Raw genomic sequence first — 19,277 nt, 5'->3', positions numbered from 1 at the left:
TTCGTGTTAAATCGCTTCTGCCTACAAAGACGCGTGAGTGAGGTGGGGGGAGTTCTTGATGGCTATTCACCGCAAACGTTTTCGTGTCGAAGAGGCTATTGTCGGCGAGATGCCAAGCCCCGAAATGATTGAGGAGGCTGCGCCGATGCATAGCGAGATCATGGCCGAGTTGCGTGCGATCCGTGCACAGATGGCGAAGGGCGCCGCGCCCCTGTCCGGCAGCGCCGCCATGGCCGCGATCGACGCCTCCACCGCCCACGAGCTCTCCGAAGCCCGTACCATGCTCGATACTTACCGGGCGCAGATCGAGCAGTGCGAGAAGCTGAAGGTCGAGCTCGACCTCATTCACGACGCCATCGACCGTACCAAGCGCGAGATCGCGACACTGCATGGCAAGAGCTTCGACGGCGGCGAAATGGCCAAGGTCAATGGCGAGCTCGGCGCAGTCGTCGGCGGCACCGAACAGGCGACCCAGCAGATCCTCGAAGCCGCCGAGTCGATCGACCAGGCGGCCAGCGCGATGGCCAAGGTGCAATCGGCCGATCAGCAGAAGCGGCTCGCCGACGATATCCAGGAACGCGTCATCTCGATCTTCGAAGCCTGCAACTTCCAGGACCTGACCGGCCAGCGCATCAGCAAGGTCATGACCACGATGAAGTTCATCGAGCAGCACATCAACTCCATGATGGAAATCTGGGGCGGCGTCGACGCGATCAAGTCCCACGTCGTGCCGCAGGTCGACACCCGCAGCGACGACGACAAGCTTCTCAACGGCCCGAAGCTCGCCGGCGACGTCGGCCACGCCTCGCAGGACGACATCGACGCGCTGTTCGACTGAGCGGACGCGACACTCTGAAAAACAAAACGCCGGCGCAAGCCGGCGTTTTTTTCGTCATTGCGAGCGAAGCGAAGCAATCCAGCCTGTGTCCGCGGAGGCAGCCTGGATTGCTTCGTCGCTTCGCTCCTCGCAATGACGAGTTGGCTAGGCCGGCGCTCTGATCACGCCCTCGGCGCGCAGCGGACGTAGACCATGTTGCCGTAGCGGGTGGCGGCGTCCTTGTCGATGAAGCGGGTGATGAGAACGCGACCGTCGAAGGAGACGATCTCGCGGTCCTGGTCGCCGGGCGTCGGACCCGCCGGCCCGATATAGTTCTTGCCGCTGGGCGAACCCTTCAGCCGCAGCTCCTGCGGTGTTGCCTGGTCCGCCAGATGCATGATCACGCCGCCGGAGGAGCCGGCGGTGATCACGTAAGGATTTTTGCATTGGGCCCGGGCGGCAGCCTCGGTGCGGGCTCGGTCGGCCGGGTTCTGGAACGAGGCGAGGCCCCAGCGCCCGACGATCTCGTCGGCGCGGATCGACGCGGGCATTTCCGGGCCGGTGCCGGGCTCGGCCTCGGGCGGCGGTGAGGACGAAGAAAAGGACGGCAGGCTCATGCCGCCGCCGCAGGCACCAAGCAGCAGCGCCAGGCAAGAAGCCGCCGCCAGATTGGCGACCGTGCGCGCGTGAGCTGAACTGATCATGGCATTCCCCCGGACAAAACCATGGCCGCACCCCTTACGCAGCCAAGCGCAAAACCGCTGCCGGAGCAATGACGTCCTTTAATACGCCGGCGCCCCGAACAAGTTTCCAATGTCACCATCCTATATCCGTCTCACCAATCGCTTAACCACCTTTGCTTGACAGGATCGCGGCCAAGCCATATTCCCGGACGCACCATTAGCACTCTGAAAGATGGATTGCTAACGCGCGCCGATCGATCCTCGGGAAGGGTGGACGGAAGCGCCGCCCGCCCACTGCCTCTCCTTCCGAAGCGAGCCTCCAAAGGGAAACGTCATGACTAAATCCAAATTTCGTCCGCTGCATGACCGTGTCGTGGTCAAACGTATCGACGCCGAGTCAAAGACCAAGGGCGGCATCATCATTCCGGACACGGCCAAGGAAAAGCCGTCCCAGGGCGAAGTCGTCGCCGTCGGCCCCGGTGGCCGCGACGAGGCCGGCAAGCTGATCCCGATCGACCTCAAGGTCGGCGACCGTGTGCTGTTTGGCAAGTGGTCGGGCACCGAGGTCAAGATCGACAACGATGAGCTCCTGATCATGAAGGAGTCGGACATCATGGGCGTGATGGCCTAAGGCCAGACGCCTGAACGGCCGCTGAATGCATGCCCGGGTCACTCGATCCGGGCATGCATCATTCCGCCGGGTTCGATCGCGGACCCCGGGATGAGGCGACCCAATAAGCAAGACACATCACGAAAGAAGAGGAATTGCAGACCATGGCTGCCAAAGACGTCAAGTTTTCCGGAGACGCGCGCGATCGCATGCTGCGCGGCGTCGATATTCTCGCCAACGCCGTCAAGGTGACGCTCGGCCCGAAGGGCCGCAACGTGCTCATCGAGAAGTCGTTCGGCGCGCCCCGCATCACCAAGGACGGCGTCACCGTCGCCAAGGAGATCGAGCTCGAGGACAAGTTCGAGAACATGGGCGCCCAGATGGTGCGTGAGGTCGCCTCCAAGACCAACGACCTCGCCGGCGACGGCACCACCACCGCGACCGTGCTGGCCCAGTCCATCGTGCGCGAAGGCGCCAAGTCGGTTGCCGCCGGCATGAACCCGATGGACCTCAAGCGCGGCATCGACATCGCGGTCGCGGCCGTCGTCAAGGACATCGAGAAGCGCGCCAAGCCGGTCGCCGCCTCCTCCGAGGTCGCTCAGGTCGGCACCATCTCGGCCAACGGCGATGCCGCCATCGGCAAGATGATCGCGCAGGCGATGCAGAAGGTCGGCAACGAGGGCGTCATCACCGTCGAGGAGAACAAGTCGCTCGACACCGAGGTGGACATCGTCGAGGGCATGAAGTTCGACCGCGGCTATCTCAGCCCCTACTTCGTCACCAACCCCGAGAAGATGACGGCCGAGCTCGAGGACGCCTACATCCTCCTGCACGAGAAGAAGCTGTCCGGCCTGCAGGCCATGCTGCCGGTGCTTGAAGCCGTGGTGCAGTCGGGCAAGCCGCTCGTCATCATCGCTGAAGACGTCGAGGGCGAGGCGCTGGCCACCCTGGTCGTCAACCGCCTCCGTGGCGGCCTGAAGGTCGCCGCCGTCAAGGCGCCGGGCTTCGGCGACCGCCGCAAGGCCATGCTCGAGGACCTCGCGATCCTCACCGGCGGCCAGCTGATCTCCGAAGACCTCGGCATGAAGCTCGAGAACGTCACGGTGAAGATGCTTGGGCGCGCGGGCAAGGTGGTGATCGACAAGGAGAACACCACGATTGTCAAGGGCGCCGGCAAGAAGCCGGAGATCGAGGCCCGCGTCGGCCAGATCAAGGCCCAGATCGAGGAGACCACCTCGGACTACGATCGTGAGAAGCTCCAGGAGCGGCTCGCCAAGCTCGCAGGCGGCGTCGCGGTAATCCGCGTCGGCGGCGCCACCGAGATCGAGGTCAAGGAGAAGAAGGACCGCGTCGAGGACGCGCTCAACGCCACCCGCGCCGCGGTGCAGGAAGGCATCGTCCCCGGCGGTGGCGTCGCGCTGCTCCGCGCCAAGAAGGCGGTTGGCCGTCTGACCAACGCCAATGCCGACGTCCAGGCCGGCATCAACATCGTGCTGAAGGCGCTGGAAGCCCCGATCCGCCAGATCTCCGAGAACGCGGGCGTGGAAGGCTCGATCGTCGTCGGCAAGATCCTGGAGAACAAGTCGGAGACCTTCGGCTTCGACGCCCAGACCGAGGAGTATGTCGACATGGTCGAGAAGGGCATCATCGACCCCGCCAAGGTGGTGCGCACCGCGCTCCAGGACGCCGCGTCGATCGCCGGCCTGCTGGTGACCACCGAGGCCATGGTCGCGGAGTCACCGAAGAAGGAAGCCGCCCCCGGCATGCCGGCCGGTGGCGGCATGGGCGGCTTCTAAGCCCATCCGCGCCTGACAGTAGTTGCGAAGGCCGCCTCCGGGCGGCCTTCTTTTTTGCCGATCATGGCCCGAGCTTTCCAATTCAACCGGCGGCCAAAACCCACTACGGTGACGCCCGATTCGAATTGTTTGGGCATGATCTCATCGGAAAACCGCTGCACACTTTTCCGGATCATGCCCCATTGCCCCGGGGATTTCGTCGATGCGCCCGCTTCTGTTTTGCTCCACGGCCGTTCTGGCGGCTCTGCTTGCAGTTTCGCCTGAGGTCGCATCGGCCCAGATGAAGCTGGCGCCCAAGGCCACGGCGTCGGGCGGCGCCGAGACGCGCTATTTCACCTCGATCGACGGGCTGATGGACGGCAATGCCGACGTGATCCTGAAGGAGACACGCCAGGGCAAGACCGTCACCGCGGCCGTGCTCGACGTCTGTTATCCCCTCGCGAAGAATTCCGACCGCAAGGACCGCTTCATCGTCAATCTCCAGGTCGCGGGCCAGAACCTGACGGGTACGACTCAGAGCCTCGGCGCGAAGGCGCCGGTCACCGTCAAGCTGCTGCGCAAACAGGCCGGAGACACGTTCGAATTCCGCGGCCAGATCAGCATTGGCCAGGCCGTCACCGAGGTCACCTCGCCCGACAATTCCGATCTCAGCGAGAAGGAATTCCTCGACAATCAGACCTCCGACGACGGCATCACGCCGCAGCCGAAGGATTTCACCGACGTCTCACCGGAAGCGATCGCGGTCAAGGTCAAGGTGGATGCCGCGACCGAGTTCCTGAAGAGCCTGAAGGGCCAGGACGTCGAGGTGACGCTGGCGAGCCTCACCGTCGGCTGCGACGCGCTGCGCGCGGGCGAGCAGACCATCAACATGTCGGTCGATCCGGAGCGCGCCGGCGCGCTGCTGGCAAAATTCAAGGCGATGCCCGGTGTCACTGCCGCGGGCTGGACCGCGGGCATGATCGAGATGGACCGCACCATCCGCATTCCCGCCGCCGACTGGCGCGACGGCGACAAGATCAACCGCGACAAGCTCGCGGCCGCGGTGGCTGGCGTGCTGAGCAGGACGCTCGCGGCAAAGCCGGTCTCGCAGAGCTTCAACCCGGCGACCGGCAAGCTCAAGCTGGTGTTCAAGCGGCCGAACCTGGATTTTCCCGCGCTCGAGCTCACCGACACGATCGAGGTTGCGGGTCTCGTCTCGCCCGACAAGCCCGGCACGACCGACAAGCTCATGCTCTGGGTCGGGAGTCCCGCGACCACGACCACTGACGAGAGCAGCGGCGCCAAGCTCAATCTCTCGGACGAAGCGACCGCCGACGAGGAGGGCGATCAGCCCGATGACAACGGTTCGGTCGAGGCGCTCGCCAAGGAACTGAAAGGCCAGCGCTGGGACGCCGACAAGTCGGTGTGGAAGTGACGTAACCCGCACATCAACTCTCGGTCGTCGCCCCGCTTGACCGGGCGACCCAGTACTCCGAGACGATTTTGATGCATCGAGAAGCTGCGGCGTACTGGATTCCCCGCTTGCCGCCTACGCTAAAGCTTCGGCGCCCCTGGACCTCAACCCCGGCGAAGCCTTGGCGTAGCCGGGTCGCGGGGAATGACAGCGGTGGCTAATTGCCGTTGACGCGGAAGCGCAGCGGCTTGGGGCCGACGAGCGTGAGCACGTCGCCCTGGCGCTTCCAGGTCTCGACGCTGCCGAGGGCCGCAACGAGATCGTCGTCGGCCTGCGCTCGCGCCGGCGGGCAGGAGCGGTCCTGGATCTGGCCGGGGACGAAGATCACGGTGTTGCCGGCAACCGAGAACTGGCCCTTGCCGCCCTTGCACCAGAGCTCCAGCACGACCTCGCCATTGTCGCCGATCTCGATGTTCGGAATCCGCTTCGAGCCCGGCTGCGGCAGCGCCTCCAGCGTCATCTCGGTGCCGAACGGAAAACCGTCCTCCGCACGCGCAAGCGTGGACATCGCGAGCATTGCAACCGCCGCACACACCGTCTGCCTGAACGAAACCATGAGACCTCTCGACCGACTTGATTCGCGGCACCTTCTATAAGACGGCGGCGCCGTTGAGAAGGTTCGCCCATGCGCGACGCAAAAATCCCCGCGAGGACCAACCTCGCGGGGATTTGGGTTGAAGCGGGGCGTGGCCTGCTACTTCAGCACCATCGCCGTGAACGGCCAGACATAGGCCTGCAACGTCACGAACACGCCGACCAACGAGGCCAGCACGATCGAGTGCCAGAACACGAAGCGCAGGATCGCGCCTTCGTGCCCGTACCAATTCGTCGCGGTGGACGCGACCACGATCGACTGGGCGTCGATCATCTTGCCCATCACGCCGCCGGACGAGTTCGCCGCAGCCATCAGGATCGGCGACAGACCAAGCTGCTCGGAGGTGATCTTCTGAAGATTTCCGAACAGAACGTTGGAAGCGGTATCCGATCCCGTTAACGCCACGCCCAACCAGCCGAGCAGTGTGCCGAAGAAGGGATAGAGCACGCCTGTTGCAGCAAAGGCGAGGCCGAGCGTCGCGTCCACGCCGGAGAGCCGCGTTAGCGTGCCGATCGCAAGCATCGCCGAGATCGTGATCAGCGAGATCGCGCAAAGCCGGATGGTGCGCCCGTATTCCGTCAAGAGCCGGCCAGGACCGACGCCCATCAGGAAGCCTGAGATGATCGCCGCAATCAGCATGCCCGTGCCGGTGAACGAGAGATAGGTGAAGCCGAACACCGCGCTCTCTTTCGTCGGCCCCGGCGCGACCGGCGGCATCTTGTTGATCATCTGATGCAGCTCGGGAACGGGGTAGTTCCAGGTAAAGATCGAGTTCGCCCAGGTCTTGAATCCACCATTGCCCCAGATCAGCATCACGATACAGACGATGATCCACGGCAGCAGCGCGCTGAACAGCTCGCTCTGCGTCAGCGGCGTCTTGTCCATCGGTTTTGCGGCGGCCATGGTGGCGGCCGATTCATCGCGGCCGCGCAGCGCGGGGGACAGCCAGAGCTGCCTCGGCTGCCAGACCTTCAGGAACAGGATCAGCGCGCCCATCGAGATCAGCGATGCGCCGATGTCGACGATCCAGGGATTGATGAAGTTCGAGATCACGAATTGCGGGACCGCGAACGACACGCCGGTGACCAGGATCGCCGGCCAGACATCCTTCATGCCCTTCCAGCCCGCGAACGCCCACACCACCCAGAACGGCACGATCAGCGAGAAGAACGGCAATTGCCGGCCGACCATCGCGCCGAGGATGTAGGGATCAAGCCCGGTGACCGAGGCAAGGCCCTGGATCGGCGTGCCCAGCGCCCCATAGGCGACCGGCGCGGTGTTGGCGATCAGCGACAGGCCGCTTGCTGCAAGCGGCGAGAAGCCGAGGCCGATCAGGACGGCGCCCGTGATCGCGACCGGCGTGCCGAAGCCCGAGGCACCTTCGAAGAAGGCGCCGAACGAGAATGCTATCAGCAGCAATTGCAGCCGCCGGTCCTCGGTGACGCCGCCGACCGCGCGCTTGAGCAATTCGAAGCGTCCGGTGCTCACCGTCACCTGGTAGAGGAAGATGACGTTGAGAACGATCCAGCCGATCGGGAAGAACCCGGTGACGATACCCAGCACCGAGGCGCGAATCGACATGTTCGCCGGCATTGTGAAGACGAAGATCGTGATCAAATTGGCCACGATCACGGCGATGACCGCCGCGATATGAGCCTGGACGCGGCCGCTCGCGATCAGGACCAGCAATGTGATGACGGGGACTGCCGCTGCGATCGTCGACAGCACGGGGCTGTGCAACGGGTCATAAACTTGATTCCACATGGTCTTCCTCCCCCACGCATGTGTGCTGCAGGCGGCCCGCGTGGACAGCCGATCCTGCTTGGCGTTGAAGCGATAACCCCCGAGCCAGACGCGAATTCCTGGCGAATGCAGCGGTTCCCGTCCGCTCACAAGCTCGCGAAATCCCGAAGGCCCCCCGCCCCGCGCCGTTGAGCCCATGCTAGGGTTGCAAGCTGCGACAAGCCAACGCAAATTGCATGCCTTGCGACTTTAGTCTAAGCGCGCCGATTTCCGCCGTCGTCCTAAGTCTTTGGCCCCTGGCAGTTGTGCACATCCCCTCAGGAGACTCAGCTCTGTGAAGAACATCAGCGCCACGCTCGCGATCGTCTGGCGAATCGCCGCCCCATATTTCCGGTCGGAGGACAAATGGGCCGGCCGCGGTCTGCTGGCCGCTGTCATCGCGATGGAGCTGGCGCTGGTCGCGATCGACGTCCTGGTCAATCAATGGCAGAACCGGTTCTACAGCTCGCTGCAGGCAAGTGACTGGGATAGTTTCGTCAGGGAGATCTGGATCTTCATCGGCCTCGCCTCCGCCTTCATCGCGCTGGCGGTCTACAAGCTGTACCTGAACCAGTGGCTCCAGATCCGCTGGCGGCAATGGCTGACCCGGCACTATCTGGGCGAATGGCTGCAAGGCGCCACTCACTACCGCATGCAGCTCAAGGGCGATGCGGCCGACAACCCGGACCAGCGCATCACCGAGGACGTCAAGAACTTCGTCGAGCAGACCCTGACCATCGGGCTCGGCCTGCTCTCGTCGATCGTGACGCTGTTCTCGTTCGTGATCATCCTCTGGGGTCTTTCCAACGCTGCGCCGTTGCACCTGTTCGGCGCCGATCTCATGATCCCCGGCTATCTGTGCTGGGGCGCGCTGGTCTACGCGATCTTCGGCACGGCGCTGACGCACTGGATCGGCGCTCCGCTGGTCAATCTCAATTTCGAGCAGCAGCGCTTCGAGGCCGACTTCCGCTTCAACCTCGTCCGCGTTCGCGAGAATTCCGAGCAGATCGCGCTACTCAAGGGCGAAGGCGCCGAGCGCGGCCGGCTGCTGGAGCGCTTCGGCTTCGTGATTGGTAATTGGTACGCCATCATGAGCCGCACCAAGCGCCTCACCGCGTTCACCGCGAGCTATCAGCAGGCCGCCGTGATCTTTCCCTACGTGCTGGTGGCGCCGGCCTTCTTCGCCAAGAAGATCCAGCTTGGCGACATGATGCAGACCGCCTCCGCCTTCTCGAGCGTACAAGGCGCATTGTCGTTCTTCGTCACGGCGTACCGGTCGCTGGCGGAATGGCGCTCGATCGTCGCGCGCCTCGACGGCTTCGAGATGTCGGTCGATGCGGCCGCGAACCTGCCGCCGCACGAGCCTGCGATTGCCCTCAAGGTCGCCGGCGGCAATCGCAATATCGCCCTCGAACAGCTCTGCGTGAACCTGCCGAGCGGCACGCCGCTGGTCGCCGCCGACGCCTTCTCCGTCCAGACGCCGGAGCGCGTGCTGGTGACCGGACCGTCGGGCTCCGGCAAGTCGACGCTATTCCGGGCCATCGCCGGCATCTGGCCGTTCGGCACCGGCAGCATCTTCGTCCCGGAAAAGGCGAAGCTGATGATGCTGCCCCAGCGTCCCTATTTCCCGGTCGGTGTGCTGCGCGACGCGGTGGTTTATCCGGCCGCGCCGGGCGCATTCGAAACCTCCCGTGTCAGGGACGCGCTGATCGCCGTGGGGCTGCCCGATCTCGCCGAACGGCTCGAGGAGGATGGTCATTGGAACCGGATGCTGTCGCTGGGCGAGCAGCAGCGCCTCGGGCTCGCCCGCGCGCTGCTGCACGCCCCGGACTACCTGTTCCTGGACGAGGCCACGGCCTCGCTGGACGAACCGTCCGAGGCCCGCCTGTACCGGCTGCTGGCGGAGAAACTACCGCAGGCCACGCTCGTCTCCATCGGCCACCGCTCGACGCTGGAAGCCTTCCATACCCGCAAGGTGACGATGGTGAAGCACGGCGCGATCCACGTCCTCGGTGATGGTGGTGTGCCGGCCGAGAAGGAGCCGAGCGCGGCACGCTGAGACGGCTCGACCGAGCCCTGAGGCTATTATGGCCCTTCGCTGCGGCCCTCCTTAGAGACGCCCACCTTTGGCGGGCCCTCAGGATGAGGTCTGTCCTCGCGGTGAAATCTGTGACCCCTCATGGTGAGGAGCCCGCCGGAGGCGGGCGTCTCGAACCATGCAGGGCCCCGGCCCGGCGCCCCAAAGTCCCAAAGCAAAAGGGCGGCAGGTTTGCCCTGCCGCCCTTCATAAAGTCGCTTCGGGAAGAAGCTTACTTCAGGTTGCTCATCGCCGTCAGGTCGAACGACAGCTTGGCAATGCCGGCCGCGCCGCACCAGTTGGAGCCAGCGCCGCCCGGATTGATCGCGGTGACGTTGGTGGTGCCGGTGGCGTTGAAGGCGCTGGTGAAGGCGTTGCAATCACCCTTGTTCAGGTCGGTGTCGGAGTAACGCAGGTCCAGCGTGAACACCTTGTAGGTGAAGCCGATGCCGATGTTCCAGGTGTTGTAGTCCTTGTACGGGATACCGTTGGCGAAAACGGTGCCCACGCCGGTGCCGTAGAAGGCGTCCGAAGTACCGAACCACTGCCGGCCGAACTCACCCGACACGTACATGCCCATGCCGGAGGGACCGAAGGCCGTGCTGGGCGCCGTGTACTTGGCGGTCAACGAAGCGTAGTTGCCCCAGGCACCCGAGTTCAGGAAGTTCGGCGAGTAGTACTCGGTCGCGCCGACCGTGAAGCTGTCGTTGATGGTGTAGTTCACCTTGCCGTAGACTTCGACGAAGCTGACGTCCTTCTTCATGACGTTGCCGTCGGCGAGGAAGATCGTGGTCGTGCTGACGCCGCAGACGTTGCCGCCGGGGATGCCGCCGGTGAGCACGTTGTCGGCGCAGCTGCCGCCCGGATACAGGTAGCCCCAGACACCGATGTCAAAGGCGAAGGCGCCGAAGGTCGGGCGGATACCGCCGTAGATATCGACTTCAGCAGCGGCGCGATTGGCGAAGGAGATGCTCTCCGCGGACACGCCGACGTAGAGCTGGAGGTCCTTGTTGACGTTGTAGCGCGGCTCGAAATAGGCCGCGACCGACGGCTTGTGGTTCGACTGCGTGACGCCGCGGAAGATGTAGTCGCTCATGATGGCGCCGCCGAAGGCGATATCCCAGGGGTCAAACGCGACGACCGGCGGGGCCTTCAGCGTCTTCACTCGCATGTCTGCCGCGAAAGCCGAGCCCGTCACCATTGCCAGCGCCGTTGCCAACAAAGCCACTTTTTTCATTTCGATCCCCATCACCAGTTCTAAGACCCCAGCCGATCCCGGAAGCCCCCGGAACGCTCGACCTGATTGAAAATTTCGTAACTGCGGCAATTTGGATGGAGTGACGTAAACCGTGAAGCAAAAAACACGGGCATCTGCCGACTTTTTGGGCGTTCTGACGATTCTACGGAAGGTTGTCAGCCTGTGTGTCTTCTTGATCACATTATTTGCATGCCAAAGTGCACTGGGAGGCCCGGGTTAGTACGGCCCCGCGGTACCGTGCTGCCCGCGCCACGAATCAGGCTGCTTCCGACAAGACCATCCCGCGCGCGCCGTCGCGCCGATGCAAAAAGGCCGCAGCATCGCTGCGGCCTTCCTGTTGTCGATCATGGTCGTCGGATTGGATCCAGCCTTCGGACTAACCTTGGGCCTAACCTTGTCCTTCGGCCGGCGTCGTGTCCGCAGAAGACGAAGGCATCGCCCAGCTTGTCTCGGCGGCGGGCTCGGGAGCCGGAGCTGCCGGTGTTGACGGCTTCGGCGCGGGAGCTGCCTTCGCCTTCTTCGGCGCCGCTTTCTTCGCAGCCTTCTTGGCGGCCTTCTTAGGGGCAGCCTGCTTAGCGGCCTTCTTGGCCGACTTCCTGGCGGCCTTCTTTGGCGCGGCCTTCTTCGCAGATTTCTTTGTGGCCTTCTTGGCAGACTTCTTCGCGGATTTCTTCGCGGATTTTTTGGCTGCCTTCTTTGAGGTCTTCTTCGCCGCTACCGCCTTCTTGGCCTTTTTGGCCTTCTTGCTTTTCTTCTTCTTCGCTTTCGCCATCGTGGTCCTCCTGTTGCCGCCGAACAATGGTCGATCGGGCGCCTTCAGCCGTCACCTCCGGACGAAAGCTCAGCCCTCGAAGGCTCGGCCTTCGAAAGCTCAGTCTTGCGCGTTCAATGCCGGCCGCGACCCGCCCGTAGCCCAATCGAGAAGCTCAATCGTGTGTACGACCGGAACTGACGTGCCACTGGCAATCTGCACCATGCAGCCGATATTGCCTGCGGCAATCATGTCCGGCTTGACGCTCGCGATGTTGGCGACCTTGCGATCGCGCAACCGGCCCGCAAGCTCGGGCTGGAGAATGTTGTAGGTGCCCGCCGAACCGCAACACAAATGGCTCTCCGGCACATCTTTCACCACGAATCCATTATTGGAAAGCAATTCTTTCGGAAGGCCCGTGATTTTCTGCCCGTGCTGCAACGAACACGCAGAGTGATAGGCGACGACGATGTTGTCCTTTCGCGCTGTGGCCGCGAGTCCAAGGCCGGCGACGTATTCAGTGATGTCCTTGGCGAGCGCGGAGACCTTCGCCGCATCGGCGGCAAACGCAGCATCCTCTCGCAGAAGATAGCCGTAGTCCTTGATCACGGTGCCGCAGCCGGACGCGGTCACCAGGATGGCGTCGAGCCCCTCGCCGGCCGCTTCCGCGCGCCACGCCGCGACATTGGCGCGAGCCCGCGCCAATGCGTCCTGGTCGTTGCCGAGGTGATGGGTCAGCGCGCCGCAACACTGCTCGTCCCTGACGAGGACGACCTCGATGCCGTGGCGCGTGAGGAGACTGATGGCGGCCTGGTTGATGCGCGGCGCCAGCACCTGCTGGGCGCAGCCCTGGAGCAGCGCGACCCGGCCGCGCTTCTTGCCGAGAGCCGCGAACACACTTCCAGCGGCGGGCCCCCGCGGCGGCAGCCGGCTCGGCGCCAGCGCCAGCATCGCCTTGAGGCGCAGGATCATGCCGGGCGTCGCCGATGGCCGGGGCGTCGGCAGGAATGCGGCTAGCGGGCGGGCCAGCCGCGCCAGCCACATGCTGGCGCGGAAACGCTGCGGGTCCGGCAAGACGAAGGCCAACACCCGGCGCAGCAGCCGCTCGGCCAGCGGCCGCTCGTAACGCTGCTCGATCCTGACCCGGGCCTGATCGACCAGATGCATGTAATTCACCCCCGAGGGGCAGGTCGTCATGCAGGCCAGGCACGACAGGCAGCGGTCGACGTGTTTGACCACTTCGGCCGTCGGCGTCTGGTCCTTCTCCAGCATCTCCTTGATCAGATAGATGCGGCCGCGCGGGCTATCGAGTTCGTCGCCAAGCAGCACATAGGTCGGACAGGTTGCGGTGCAGAAGCCGCAATGGACGCAGGCGCGCAGGATCTTGTCCGCTTCCGCGATGTCGGGATCGGCGAGCTGCGCGAGTGAAAATTCGGTCTTCATGCGGCAGCGCCCCGCGTCAGCCGGCCCCGGTTGAGGATGGTCTTCGGATCGAAACTGGCGCGGACCCGCTCGCTCAGCGCGGCAAGGCCAGGGGCTTGCGGGTGGAATACATCGATCGCGCGCCTGATGTCCTCGGCCGCCCGGATCAGCGTGGCGTGCCCGCCGGCCGCATTCACACGTTCGCGCACGGCCGGGCCATGCGCGTCCGGCTTCGGTGGCAACGCCGCCCAGATCAGTCCACCACCCCAATCGTAGATCAATTCGCCACCGGTCTCGCGCGCCAGCAGCGTCCCGAGCGCCGCGCCCGACGCCGGCGGACAGACGATCCGCCAGACCGGCCAGGGCCCCAGCACGCCAGCAGCCGCGAACGGCAGGACATCGCGGATCGTGGTCCACAGCGCCGCTGACGCCGTTTCCTCGACGAGAGTTGCGGTTCCGAACGGCGCCAGCAATTCGCGCAGCGAGCCGGCACGGTGAGCGGCCGAGGCGGTAATGCCCTCGAGCCGCAGCACGGTCAGCGCCTCGCCCTGGCCTGCGACATCGCCGAGACCTTCGATCTTGGTCCGGAACGCCGATGTCGGCAGATGCGCGGCCCCGGAAACGTCGAAGGGCGAGCCGAGCGCCGCCGTCATTGCCTTGTTGGCGGCGGCATCGTCGAGCCCGCGCAGCAACAGCGTCCGCTCGGCCTCCGGCTTCGGCATCACCTTCAGCGTGACCTCGGTCATGACCGACAGCGTGCCCCAGGAACCGGCGAGAAGCTTGCAGAGATCGTAGCCCGTGACGTTCTTCACCACCCTGCCGCCGGTCTTGAAGCTGTCGCCGAAACCGGACACGGCATGCGCCCCAAGCAGATGGTCGCGCGCCCCACCCGCCTTGATCCGGCGCGGACCTGCCAAGCCAGCCGCGATCATGCCACCGATGGTGGCTGATACCGGCGTGCCGAGCAGTGGCGCCGTGTTCATCGGCTCGAAGGCGAATTGCTGATTCTTGGCATCGATCAGCGACAGCACGTCGGCCAGCGGCGCCCCGGCCTGGAGCGTGACGATGAGTTCGTTGGGCTCGTAGGCGGTGATGGCATTCAGCGCGGAGACGTCGAGCACGGCGTTGGTCGCCATCGCATGGCCGATGCCGCGCTTGGAGCCATGGCCGATGATCTCGAGCGGCTGCTCATTGGCAATCGCCGCGCGCACCACCTCTTCGACGTCTTTGGCGTCTCGTACCTTGAGCGTATCCACGCCTGTAGCGGGTAACGAAGTTTGCAGCGAAAATCAAATCTGGCGCGTTGCAGCGAGGCGACGCTAGAATCGCGGGATGTCAGGAAACGCCAGCTTGCCAGCGTGGACGTGCATGCGGCCGAGCTCGGCGCAGCGGTGCAAGGTCGGAAACACCTTTCCGGGATTGAGCAGGCCCTGCGCATCGAAGGCGCATTTCAAGCGCTGCTGCTGGTTCAGGTCGATCTCGCTGAACATCTCCGGCATCAGATCGCGCTTCTCGATGCCGACGCCGTGCTCGCCGGTGAGCACACCGCCGAACTCGACGCAGGCGCGCAGGATGTCGGCGCCGAAGGCCTCGGCGCGCTCGATCTCGCCGGGCTTGTTGGCGTCATAGAGGATCAGCGGATGCAGATTGCCGTCGCCGGCATGGAACACGTTGGCGCAACCGAGCTGGTATTTCTCCGATAGCTCGCGGATGCGCGCCAGCGCCTTCGGCAGCGCACCGCGTGGGATGGTGCCGTCCATGCAGAGATAGTCCGGGGAGATGCGGCCCACGGCGGGGAACGCAGCTTTCCGGCCGGCCCAGAACAGATTGCGCTCGGCCTCCGAGGTCGAGATCTGGCAGGTGGTCGAGCCGCAAGCGTTCGCAATCGTCTCGACCCGCGTGATCAGCTCGTCGACCTCGATCTTGGGACCGTCGAGCTCGATGATGAGGAGGGCCTCGACGTCGAGCGGATAGCCGGCATGGACGAAGGCTTCCGCGGCGTGGATCGCAGGCTTGTCCATCATCTCCATGCCGCCGGGAATGATGCCGGCGCCGATGATGCGCGCCACGCATTCGCCGGCCGCCTCGACTTGCGCGAAGCCGACCATCAGCGCGCGCGCCGTCTCCGGCTTTTGCAGGATACGCACCGTGATCTCGGTGATGACGCCGAGCAGGCCTTCGGAGCCGGTGATGACGCCCATCAGGTCGTAGCCGGAGTTCTCCGCCGACTTGCCGCCGATGCGCAGTATCTCGCCGCTCATCAGCACGATCTCGCAGCCGAGCACGTTGTTGGTGGTCATGCCGTATTTCAGGCAGTGCACGCCGCCGGAATTCTCCGCGACATTACCGCCGATCGAGCAGGCGATCTGCGAGGACGGATCCGGCGCGTAGTAGAATCCGGCATGGGCGACGGCCTGGCTGATCGCGAGGTTGGTGACGCCGGGCTCGGTGACGACGGCGCGGTTGTCGAAATCGATCTCGCGGATGCGCTTGAACTTGCCGAGGCCCAAGAGCACGCCGTCTTCCAGCGGCAGCGCGCCGCCGGATAGCGAGGTGCCGGAGCCGCGCGGCACCACTTTGATGCCCTGCCCTGCACAATATTTCAGGATGAGCGAAACCTGCTCGGTCGTGTCGGGCAGCACCACGACCATCGGCGGCTGCCGATAGGCCGTCAATCCGTCGGATTCATAGGCCCGCATCTCGGCGGTGCTGTCGATCACGCCTTCGCCCGGCACGATTGCGCGCAATGCAGCCACGATCTCGGCGCGGCGCGCGAGCACGGCCTGGTCGCTCGCCGGCATCATGATGGCCATAACATTTCCTTCATGGCATTTCCTTCCGGCCGAGGCCGCACGATCGATTTGTCGCGGTAAATCAACCACGTCCGCGGTGGTTTGGGTAGGCCATCCGAAAGTCGGATCGACGATCCTGCGCGAGTTCGCTCTGGGACAAGTAGGAAATCGTGAAACCTGTCATAGCTTGGCGGCTTGTCCAATCCGGGCAGGCCTGCCAAAACCGGCAGGTCCGACCATTGCCGATCAGGCAAGCAACAGACCAGCCCCCAGGGAAGAGACGAAGAGCACCCGATGACAAAACTGATTTTTGGCGCATTGACCATCCTCACCGCGATTGCCACCGCACCCAGCGCGATGGCGCAGGACGTCGCGGCCGGCAAGTCGTCGTTCAACAAATGCCTGGCCTGTCACGCGATCGGCGAAGGCGCCAAGAACAAGGTCGGCCCCGAGCTCAATGGCCTCGACGGCCGCAAGTCCGGCACCGCGCCGGACTACAATTATTCCGACGCCAACAAGAATTCGGGCATCACCTGGAACGAGGCCGTGTTCAAGGAATACATCAAGGATCCCAAGGCCAAGATCCCCGGCACCAAGATGGCGTTCGCCGGCATCAAGAACGAGACCGAGATCAACAATCTCTGGGCCTATGTGTCGCAGTTCGACAAGGACGGGAAGATCAAGCAGTAATCGGCTGAACGGCGGCCGCTAATCGGCGGCCGCCTGCGCCGGAACGATGTTTCCGATCATCGTCTCGATCTCGGTCTTCACGAGATCAGGCACCGCGTTCTGCACCATGTGGCCGAGATCCGGCAGCACGATCAGCTTCGCATTCTGCACGGTGGCGGCGAACGGGCGCGCGTGGATGTCGGTCTTCACCGTCTTGTCGGGTTCGCCGGCGATGATCGTGACCGGCGCCGATATCTCGCCGTAGCGCGCGACCTGCGCGGCGACCGCTTCCTTCAGCGTCACCAGATCATAGGCATTGGCGATGAACTCGCGGGGGCGCAGCAGTAGCGGCGTCGCGGAGTCCTGCACAAAGCCGTCCGGCATCATTTGCGGCAGGAAGACATTGCGCGCGCCGGGCTCGCTCAGGAAGTAGCCCAGCGGCAGGGTTATGGTGTAGGCGAGCAGCGGGCCGATCACCGGCGTTGCGATGATCTCGTTGTAGCGGCCGACGCCGCCGCGCCAGGGATGGGTGACGGGCGCAAGCATCACAAGGCCCGCGACGCGGCCGCGATGATCGAGCGCCAGCCGCGCGCCGAGCGCACCGCTCCAGGAATGCACCACGAACACCGCGCGATCGATCCCAAGCTTGCCGAGCGCCTCATCGATCATCCGCGCCTGCACCTCCGGCGTCGAATCCTGCCGCCGCGCCCGCGTGCTCCAGCCATGGCCGGGACGATCGATCAGGATGACGCGATGATCTCTGGCCAGGAGATCGCCGAGCGGCCGCCGCATCGCTTCGAGGTTGGAGCTCGCGCCGTGCAGCATCACGATCGGCAGGCCCGAATCGCGCGGGCCGATATCGACGAGGTGAAGCACGGCACCCTCGACCTCGATCATCCGGCCCTGCGGTGGAAAGGCGCGTTGCACGGCGAGGACGCCGACCTGCGTGACCAGCGCCAGCACAACCAGCGCGGTCACGACTGACATCACGATCATGGATGGAATCCGGGCGATCCAGGGCACAGGGCAGTTACGTGGCTTGCGGGCGGCAGTTTCGCCCGGGGAGCCTCCGCGCTCCACTTGAAAGGCCGGGGCTGTGGATATGTGCATAATTCAAGCAAGAAAAAATGCAACGAAATCAATGGCACTTCTCGCGGTAAGTCAGCCTCGAACAGCTTCATGCAGTCGTCATCGCGGCTTCCTTATAATCGCCACGGTCGGTTCCGCCATTTAGACGTGGGTGGGCGCCGATCGTGCTCGCAACCCTCTGGGATGCGGGAAAGACCGGCAGGATTTATCCTGATTTGAACCGGAGAATTTCGATGAGCCTGAGATCCAAAGACACTGCGATCGACGAGATCGTGGCAAGCTGCAACGGCGACCTTCGCGGTGCCGTGCGCGCGCTGCTGCTGATCAACGAGCACCTCGAGACGGAGCTGGCGAAGGCCTACGCCGCAGCGGTCGATCGCGGCCTCGCCGAGCGCAGCGGCAACGTTTTGCACTAGGTCGCTGTCGACCTAGTTCGTCCTATCCTCGTCCTTTTCCTCGTCAGGCGTAGGTGCGGGACAGGCGCGGATGGTCGAACGGGCAAGCTTGGCGTCGGCCTTCGATTTGTAGGGACCGTCACCGAACCAGACGTCGCCGATGATCACGGGATTGCTGGTCACGATGTTGCATTTTCCGGTGGCGCGGTTGCCGACCACCCAGAACAGTCCGTCGGCAAGGCTGACCGTGCCCGACGCCAGCAGCAATATACCTGCAAAGATCAAACGCTTCATGGCTGTGCTCCCACCATGAAGGTAGGCCTGCGGCGGGGCCACCCATACCCCTCGAAGCGCGGCGCGTGTCATCGTGGTTAATCCGCCTGCGCCGCATTCGCTCGAGCAATGATCGACTTGTCCGCTAAATATCGCGGCCTTCGACCTTCTCGGTCAGCGACTTGACCTGGTCGGGGATCTTCTCGAGGTGCGGATTGACGGCGAGCGCCTTGCGGTAGGCCTCGAGCGCGCGCTTTTCGTCGCCGACCTCCTGCATGATCATGCCGAGGCCTGCGAGCGCGCCGAAATGGCGGGGCTCGCGGATCAGCACCTCGCGAATGTCGGCAAGCGAGCGGCCATAATCGTTCTGCATGTAGTAGAGCGTCGCGCGACGATTCCAGGCCTCGATATAGTCGGGCCTCAGCTTGACGACCGAATCCAGCAGCTTGATCGCAACCTCGATCTTCTTTGCGTCGACCGCGGTCTTGGCCCGCGCCATCAAAAGCGCCGCGGTGTCGCTCGGGGTCTGGATCCAGATCGCCCAGATCCGCGCCTCGACGTGCTTGGCGCTGGCTTCGTCGGGCGCAGCTTTCAGTGCGCCGAACAGGAAATCGAGATTCTTGGTGCGATCGACCTTGGGCAGCTTGGCCGGCGCTTCCGGAAGTTTCTTCTGCTTGCCGGGCGGGGCCGGCGGATTAATCTGCTGTGCCAGCGCCGGAGCGAGGCCGGCGGCTCCCAGTACGAGAGCCAGACAAAGGGTGCGCGCGACGAAGAATCTCACTGCCATGGTCGAAGTCTAAACGCGCAAAGCCGCC

The 19,277-nt window shown here is 64.3% G+C and carries 19 protein-coding genes; 7 read left to right on the top strand and 12 right to left on the bottom strand.

Annotated elements, in window-relative coordinates; translation table 11 throughout:
* Nucleotides 1-58 precede the first annotated feature (58 nt).
* A complete protein-coding gene (locus tag ABIC03_RS23500) occupies nt 59-838 on the top strand; it encodes a protein phosphatase CheZ (RefSeq protein WP_354061449.1) in 780 nt (259 codons plus the stop codon).
* 161 nt (nt 839-999) lie between these two features.
* Here ABIC03_RS23500 and ABIC03_RS23495 read toward each other — a convergent pair whose 3' ends face one another.
* Nucleotides 1,000-1,521 carry a hypothetical protein gene (locus ABIC03_RS23495; RefSeq protein WP_018453434.1) on the bottom strand — a complete coding sequence of 174 codons (522 nt, stop codon included), beginning with the start codon at nt 1,519-1,521 and terminating at the stop codon, nt 1,000-1,002.
* Between the two features lie 313 nt (nt 1,522-1,834).
* On the opposite strand from ABIC03_RS23495, the gene ABIC03_RS23490 reads away from it, so the two are divergent.
* Both ABIC03_RS23490 and groL read left to right on the top strand, forming a co-directional pair.
* Nucleotides 1,835-2,131: a co-chaperone GroES gene (locus ABIC03_RS23490; RefSeq protein WP_007596954.1), complete on the top strand. Its 297-nt coding sequence runs from the start codon at nt 1,835-1,837 to the stop codon at nt 2,129-2,131.
* A gap of 143 nt (nt 2,132-2,274) precedes the next feature.
* Nucleotides 2,275-3,906, top strand: coding sequence for a chaperonin GroEL (gene groL, locus ABIC03_RS23485; RefSeq protein ID WP_354061446.1), 1,632 nt, complete (start codon nt 2,275-2,277; stop codon nt 3,904-3,906).
* On the opposite strand, the gene ABIC03_RS23480 is transcribed toward groL, so the two are convergent.
* A complete protein-coding gene (locus ABIC03_RS23480; RefSeq protein WP_354061444.1) occupies nt 3,903-4,082 on the bottom strand; it encodes a hypothetical protein in 180 nt (59 codons plus the stop codon). The two genes, groL and ABIC03_RS23480, sit on opposite strands and share 4 nt — an antisense overlap.
* 26 nt (nt 4,083-4,108) lie before the next feature.
* Here ABIC03_RS23480 and ABIC03_RS23475 point away from each other — a divergent pair, with 26 nt between their 5' ends.
* Nucleotides 4,109-5,320, top strand: coding sequence for a hypothetical protein (locus ABIC03_RS23475; protein WP_354061442.1), 1,212 nt, complete (start codon nt 4,109-4,111; stop codon nt 5,318-5,320).
* A gap of 196 nt (nt 5,321-5,516) precedes the next feature.
* Here the strand turns inward: ABIC03_RS23475 and ABIC03_RS23470 are convergent, their stop codons facing one another.
* Nucleotides 5,517-5,915: an META domain-containing protein gene (locus ABIC03_RS23470; RefSeq protein WP_007614988.1), complete on the bottom strand. Its 399-nt coding sequence runs from the start codon at nt 5,913-5,915 to the stop codon at nt 5,517-5,519.
* A gap of 138 nt (nt 5,916-6,053) precedes the next feature.
* The gene (locus tag ABIC03_RS23465) at nt 6,054-7,718 is read right to left on the bottom strand and encodes an L-lactate permease (RefSeq protein ID WP_354061440.1); all 1,665 of its coding nucleotides are present in this window, start codon (nt 7,716-7,718) and stop codon (nt 6,054-6,056) included.
* 313 nt (nt 7,719-8,031) lie between these two features.
* Here ABIC03_RS23465 and ABIC03_RS23460 point away from each other — a divergent pair, with 313 nt between their 5' ends.
* Nucleotides 8,032-9,795 carry an ABC transporter ATP-binding protein/permease gene (locus tag ABIC03_RS23460; RefSeq protein WP_354061438.1) on the top strand — a complete coding sequence of 588 codons (1,764 nt, stop codon included), beginning with the start codon at nt 8,032-8,034 and terminating at the stop codon, nt 9,793-9,795.
* Nucleotides 9,796-10,045: 250 nt separating this feature from the next.
* Here the strand turns inward: ABIC03_RS23460 and ABIC03_RS23455 are convergent, their stop codons facing one another.
* The 5 genes from ABIC03_RS23455 to ABIC03_RS23435 form a co-directional block, all read right to left on the bottom strand.
* On the bottom strand, nt 10,046-11,050 hold the full coding sequence (locus ABIC03_RS23455) for a TorF family putative porin (protein ID WP_354061436.1): 1,005 nt from the start codon (nt 11,048-11,050) through the stop codon (nt 10,046-10,048).
* 409 nt (nt 11,051-11,459) lie between these two features.
* A complete protein-coding gene (locus tag ABIC03_RS23450; RefSeq protein ID WP_275172379.1) occupies nt 11,460-11,843 on the bottom strand; it encodes a histone in 384 nt (127 codons plus the stop codon).
* Nucleotides 11,844-11,942: 99 nt separating this feature from the next.
* Nucleotides 11,943-13,265: a glycolate oxidase subunit GlcF gene (gene glcF / locus ABIC03_RS23445; RefSeq protein ID WP_354061434.1), complete on the bottom strand. Its 1,323-nt coding sequence runs from the start codon at nt 13,263-13,265 to the stop codon at nt 11,943-11,945.
* The gene (locus ABIC03_RS23440; protein ID WP_354061432.1) at nt 13,262-14,500 is read right to left on the bottom strand and encodes an FAD-binding protein; all 1,239 of its coding nucleotides are present in this window, start codon (nt 14,498-14,500) and stop codon (nt 13,262-13,264) included. Before ABIC03_RS23440 ends, glcF begins: the two co-directional genes overlap by 4 nt.
* A 63-nt stretch (nt 14,501-14,563) precedes the next feature.
* The gene (locus tag ABIC03_RS23435) at nt 14,564-16,057 is read right to left on the bottom strand and encodes an FAD-linked oxidase C-terminal domain-containing protein (RefSeq protein WP_354061430.1); all 1,494 of its coding nucleotides are present in this window, start codon (nt 16,055-16,057) and stop codon (nt 14,564-14,566) included.
* A 273-nt stretch (nt 16,058-16,330) separates the two neighbouring features.
* On the opposite strand from ABIC03_RS23435, the gene cycA reads away from it, so the two are divergent.
* Complete coding sequence (gene cycA / locus ABIC03_RS23430) at nt 16,331-16,726, top strand: cytochrome c-550 CycA (protein ID WP_027520444.1); 396 nt, start codon at nt 16,331-16,333, stop codon at nt 16,724-16,726.
* A gap of 18 nt (nt 16,727-16,744) precedes the next feature.
* Here the strand turns inward: cycA and ABIC03_RS23425 are convergent, their stop codons facing one another.
* Nucleotides 16,745-17,701 carry an alpha/beta fold hydrolase gene (locus ABIC03_RS23425; RefSeq protein WP_354061428.1) on the bottom strand — a complete coding sequence of 319 codons (957 nt, stop codon included), beginning with the start codon at nt 17,699-17,701 and terminating at the stop codon, nt 16,745-16,747.
* A gap of 326 nt (nt 17,702-18,027) precedes the next feature.
* Between ABIC03_RS23425 and ABIC03_RS23420 the strand changes: the two genes are divergently transcribed.
* Nucleotides 18,028-18,210, top strand: coding sequence for a hypothetical protein (locus ABIC03_RS23420; RefSeq protein ID WP_275172373.1), 183 nt, complete (start codon nt 18,028-18,030; stop codon nt 18,208-18,210).
* A 12-nt stretch (nt 18,211-18,222) separates the two neighbouring features.
* Here the strand turns inward: ABIC03_RS23420 and ABIC03_RS23415 are convergent, their stop codons facing one another.
* Nucleotides 18,223-18,483: a hypothetical protein gene (locus ABIC03_RS23415; protein ID WP_354061425.1), complete on the bottom strand. Its 261-nt coding sequence runs from the start codon at nt 18,481-18,483 to the stop codon at nt 18,223-18,225.
* 124 nt (nt 18,484-18,607) lie between these two features.
* Complete coding sequence (locus ABIC03_RS23410) at nt 18,608-19,249, bottom strand: tetratricopeptide repeat protein (RefSeq protein ID WP_275171081.1); 642 nt, start codon at nt 19,247-19,249, stop codon at nt 18,608-18,610.
* Nucleotides 19,250-19,277 lie beyond the last annotated feature (28 nt).

This window comes from Bradyrhizobium sp. RT6a, from assembly GCF_040547675.1.
Classification (GTDB): Bacteria; Pseudomonadota; Alphaproteobacteria; order Rhizobiales; family Xanthobacteraceae; genus Bradyrhizobium.
This window is presented reverse-complemented; position numbering and strand designations above follow the sequence as displayed.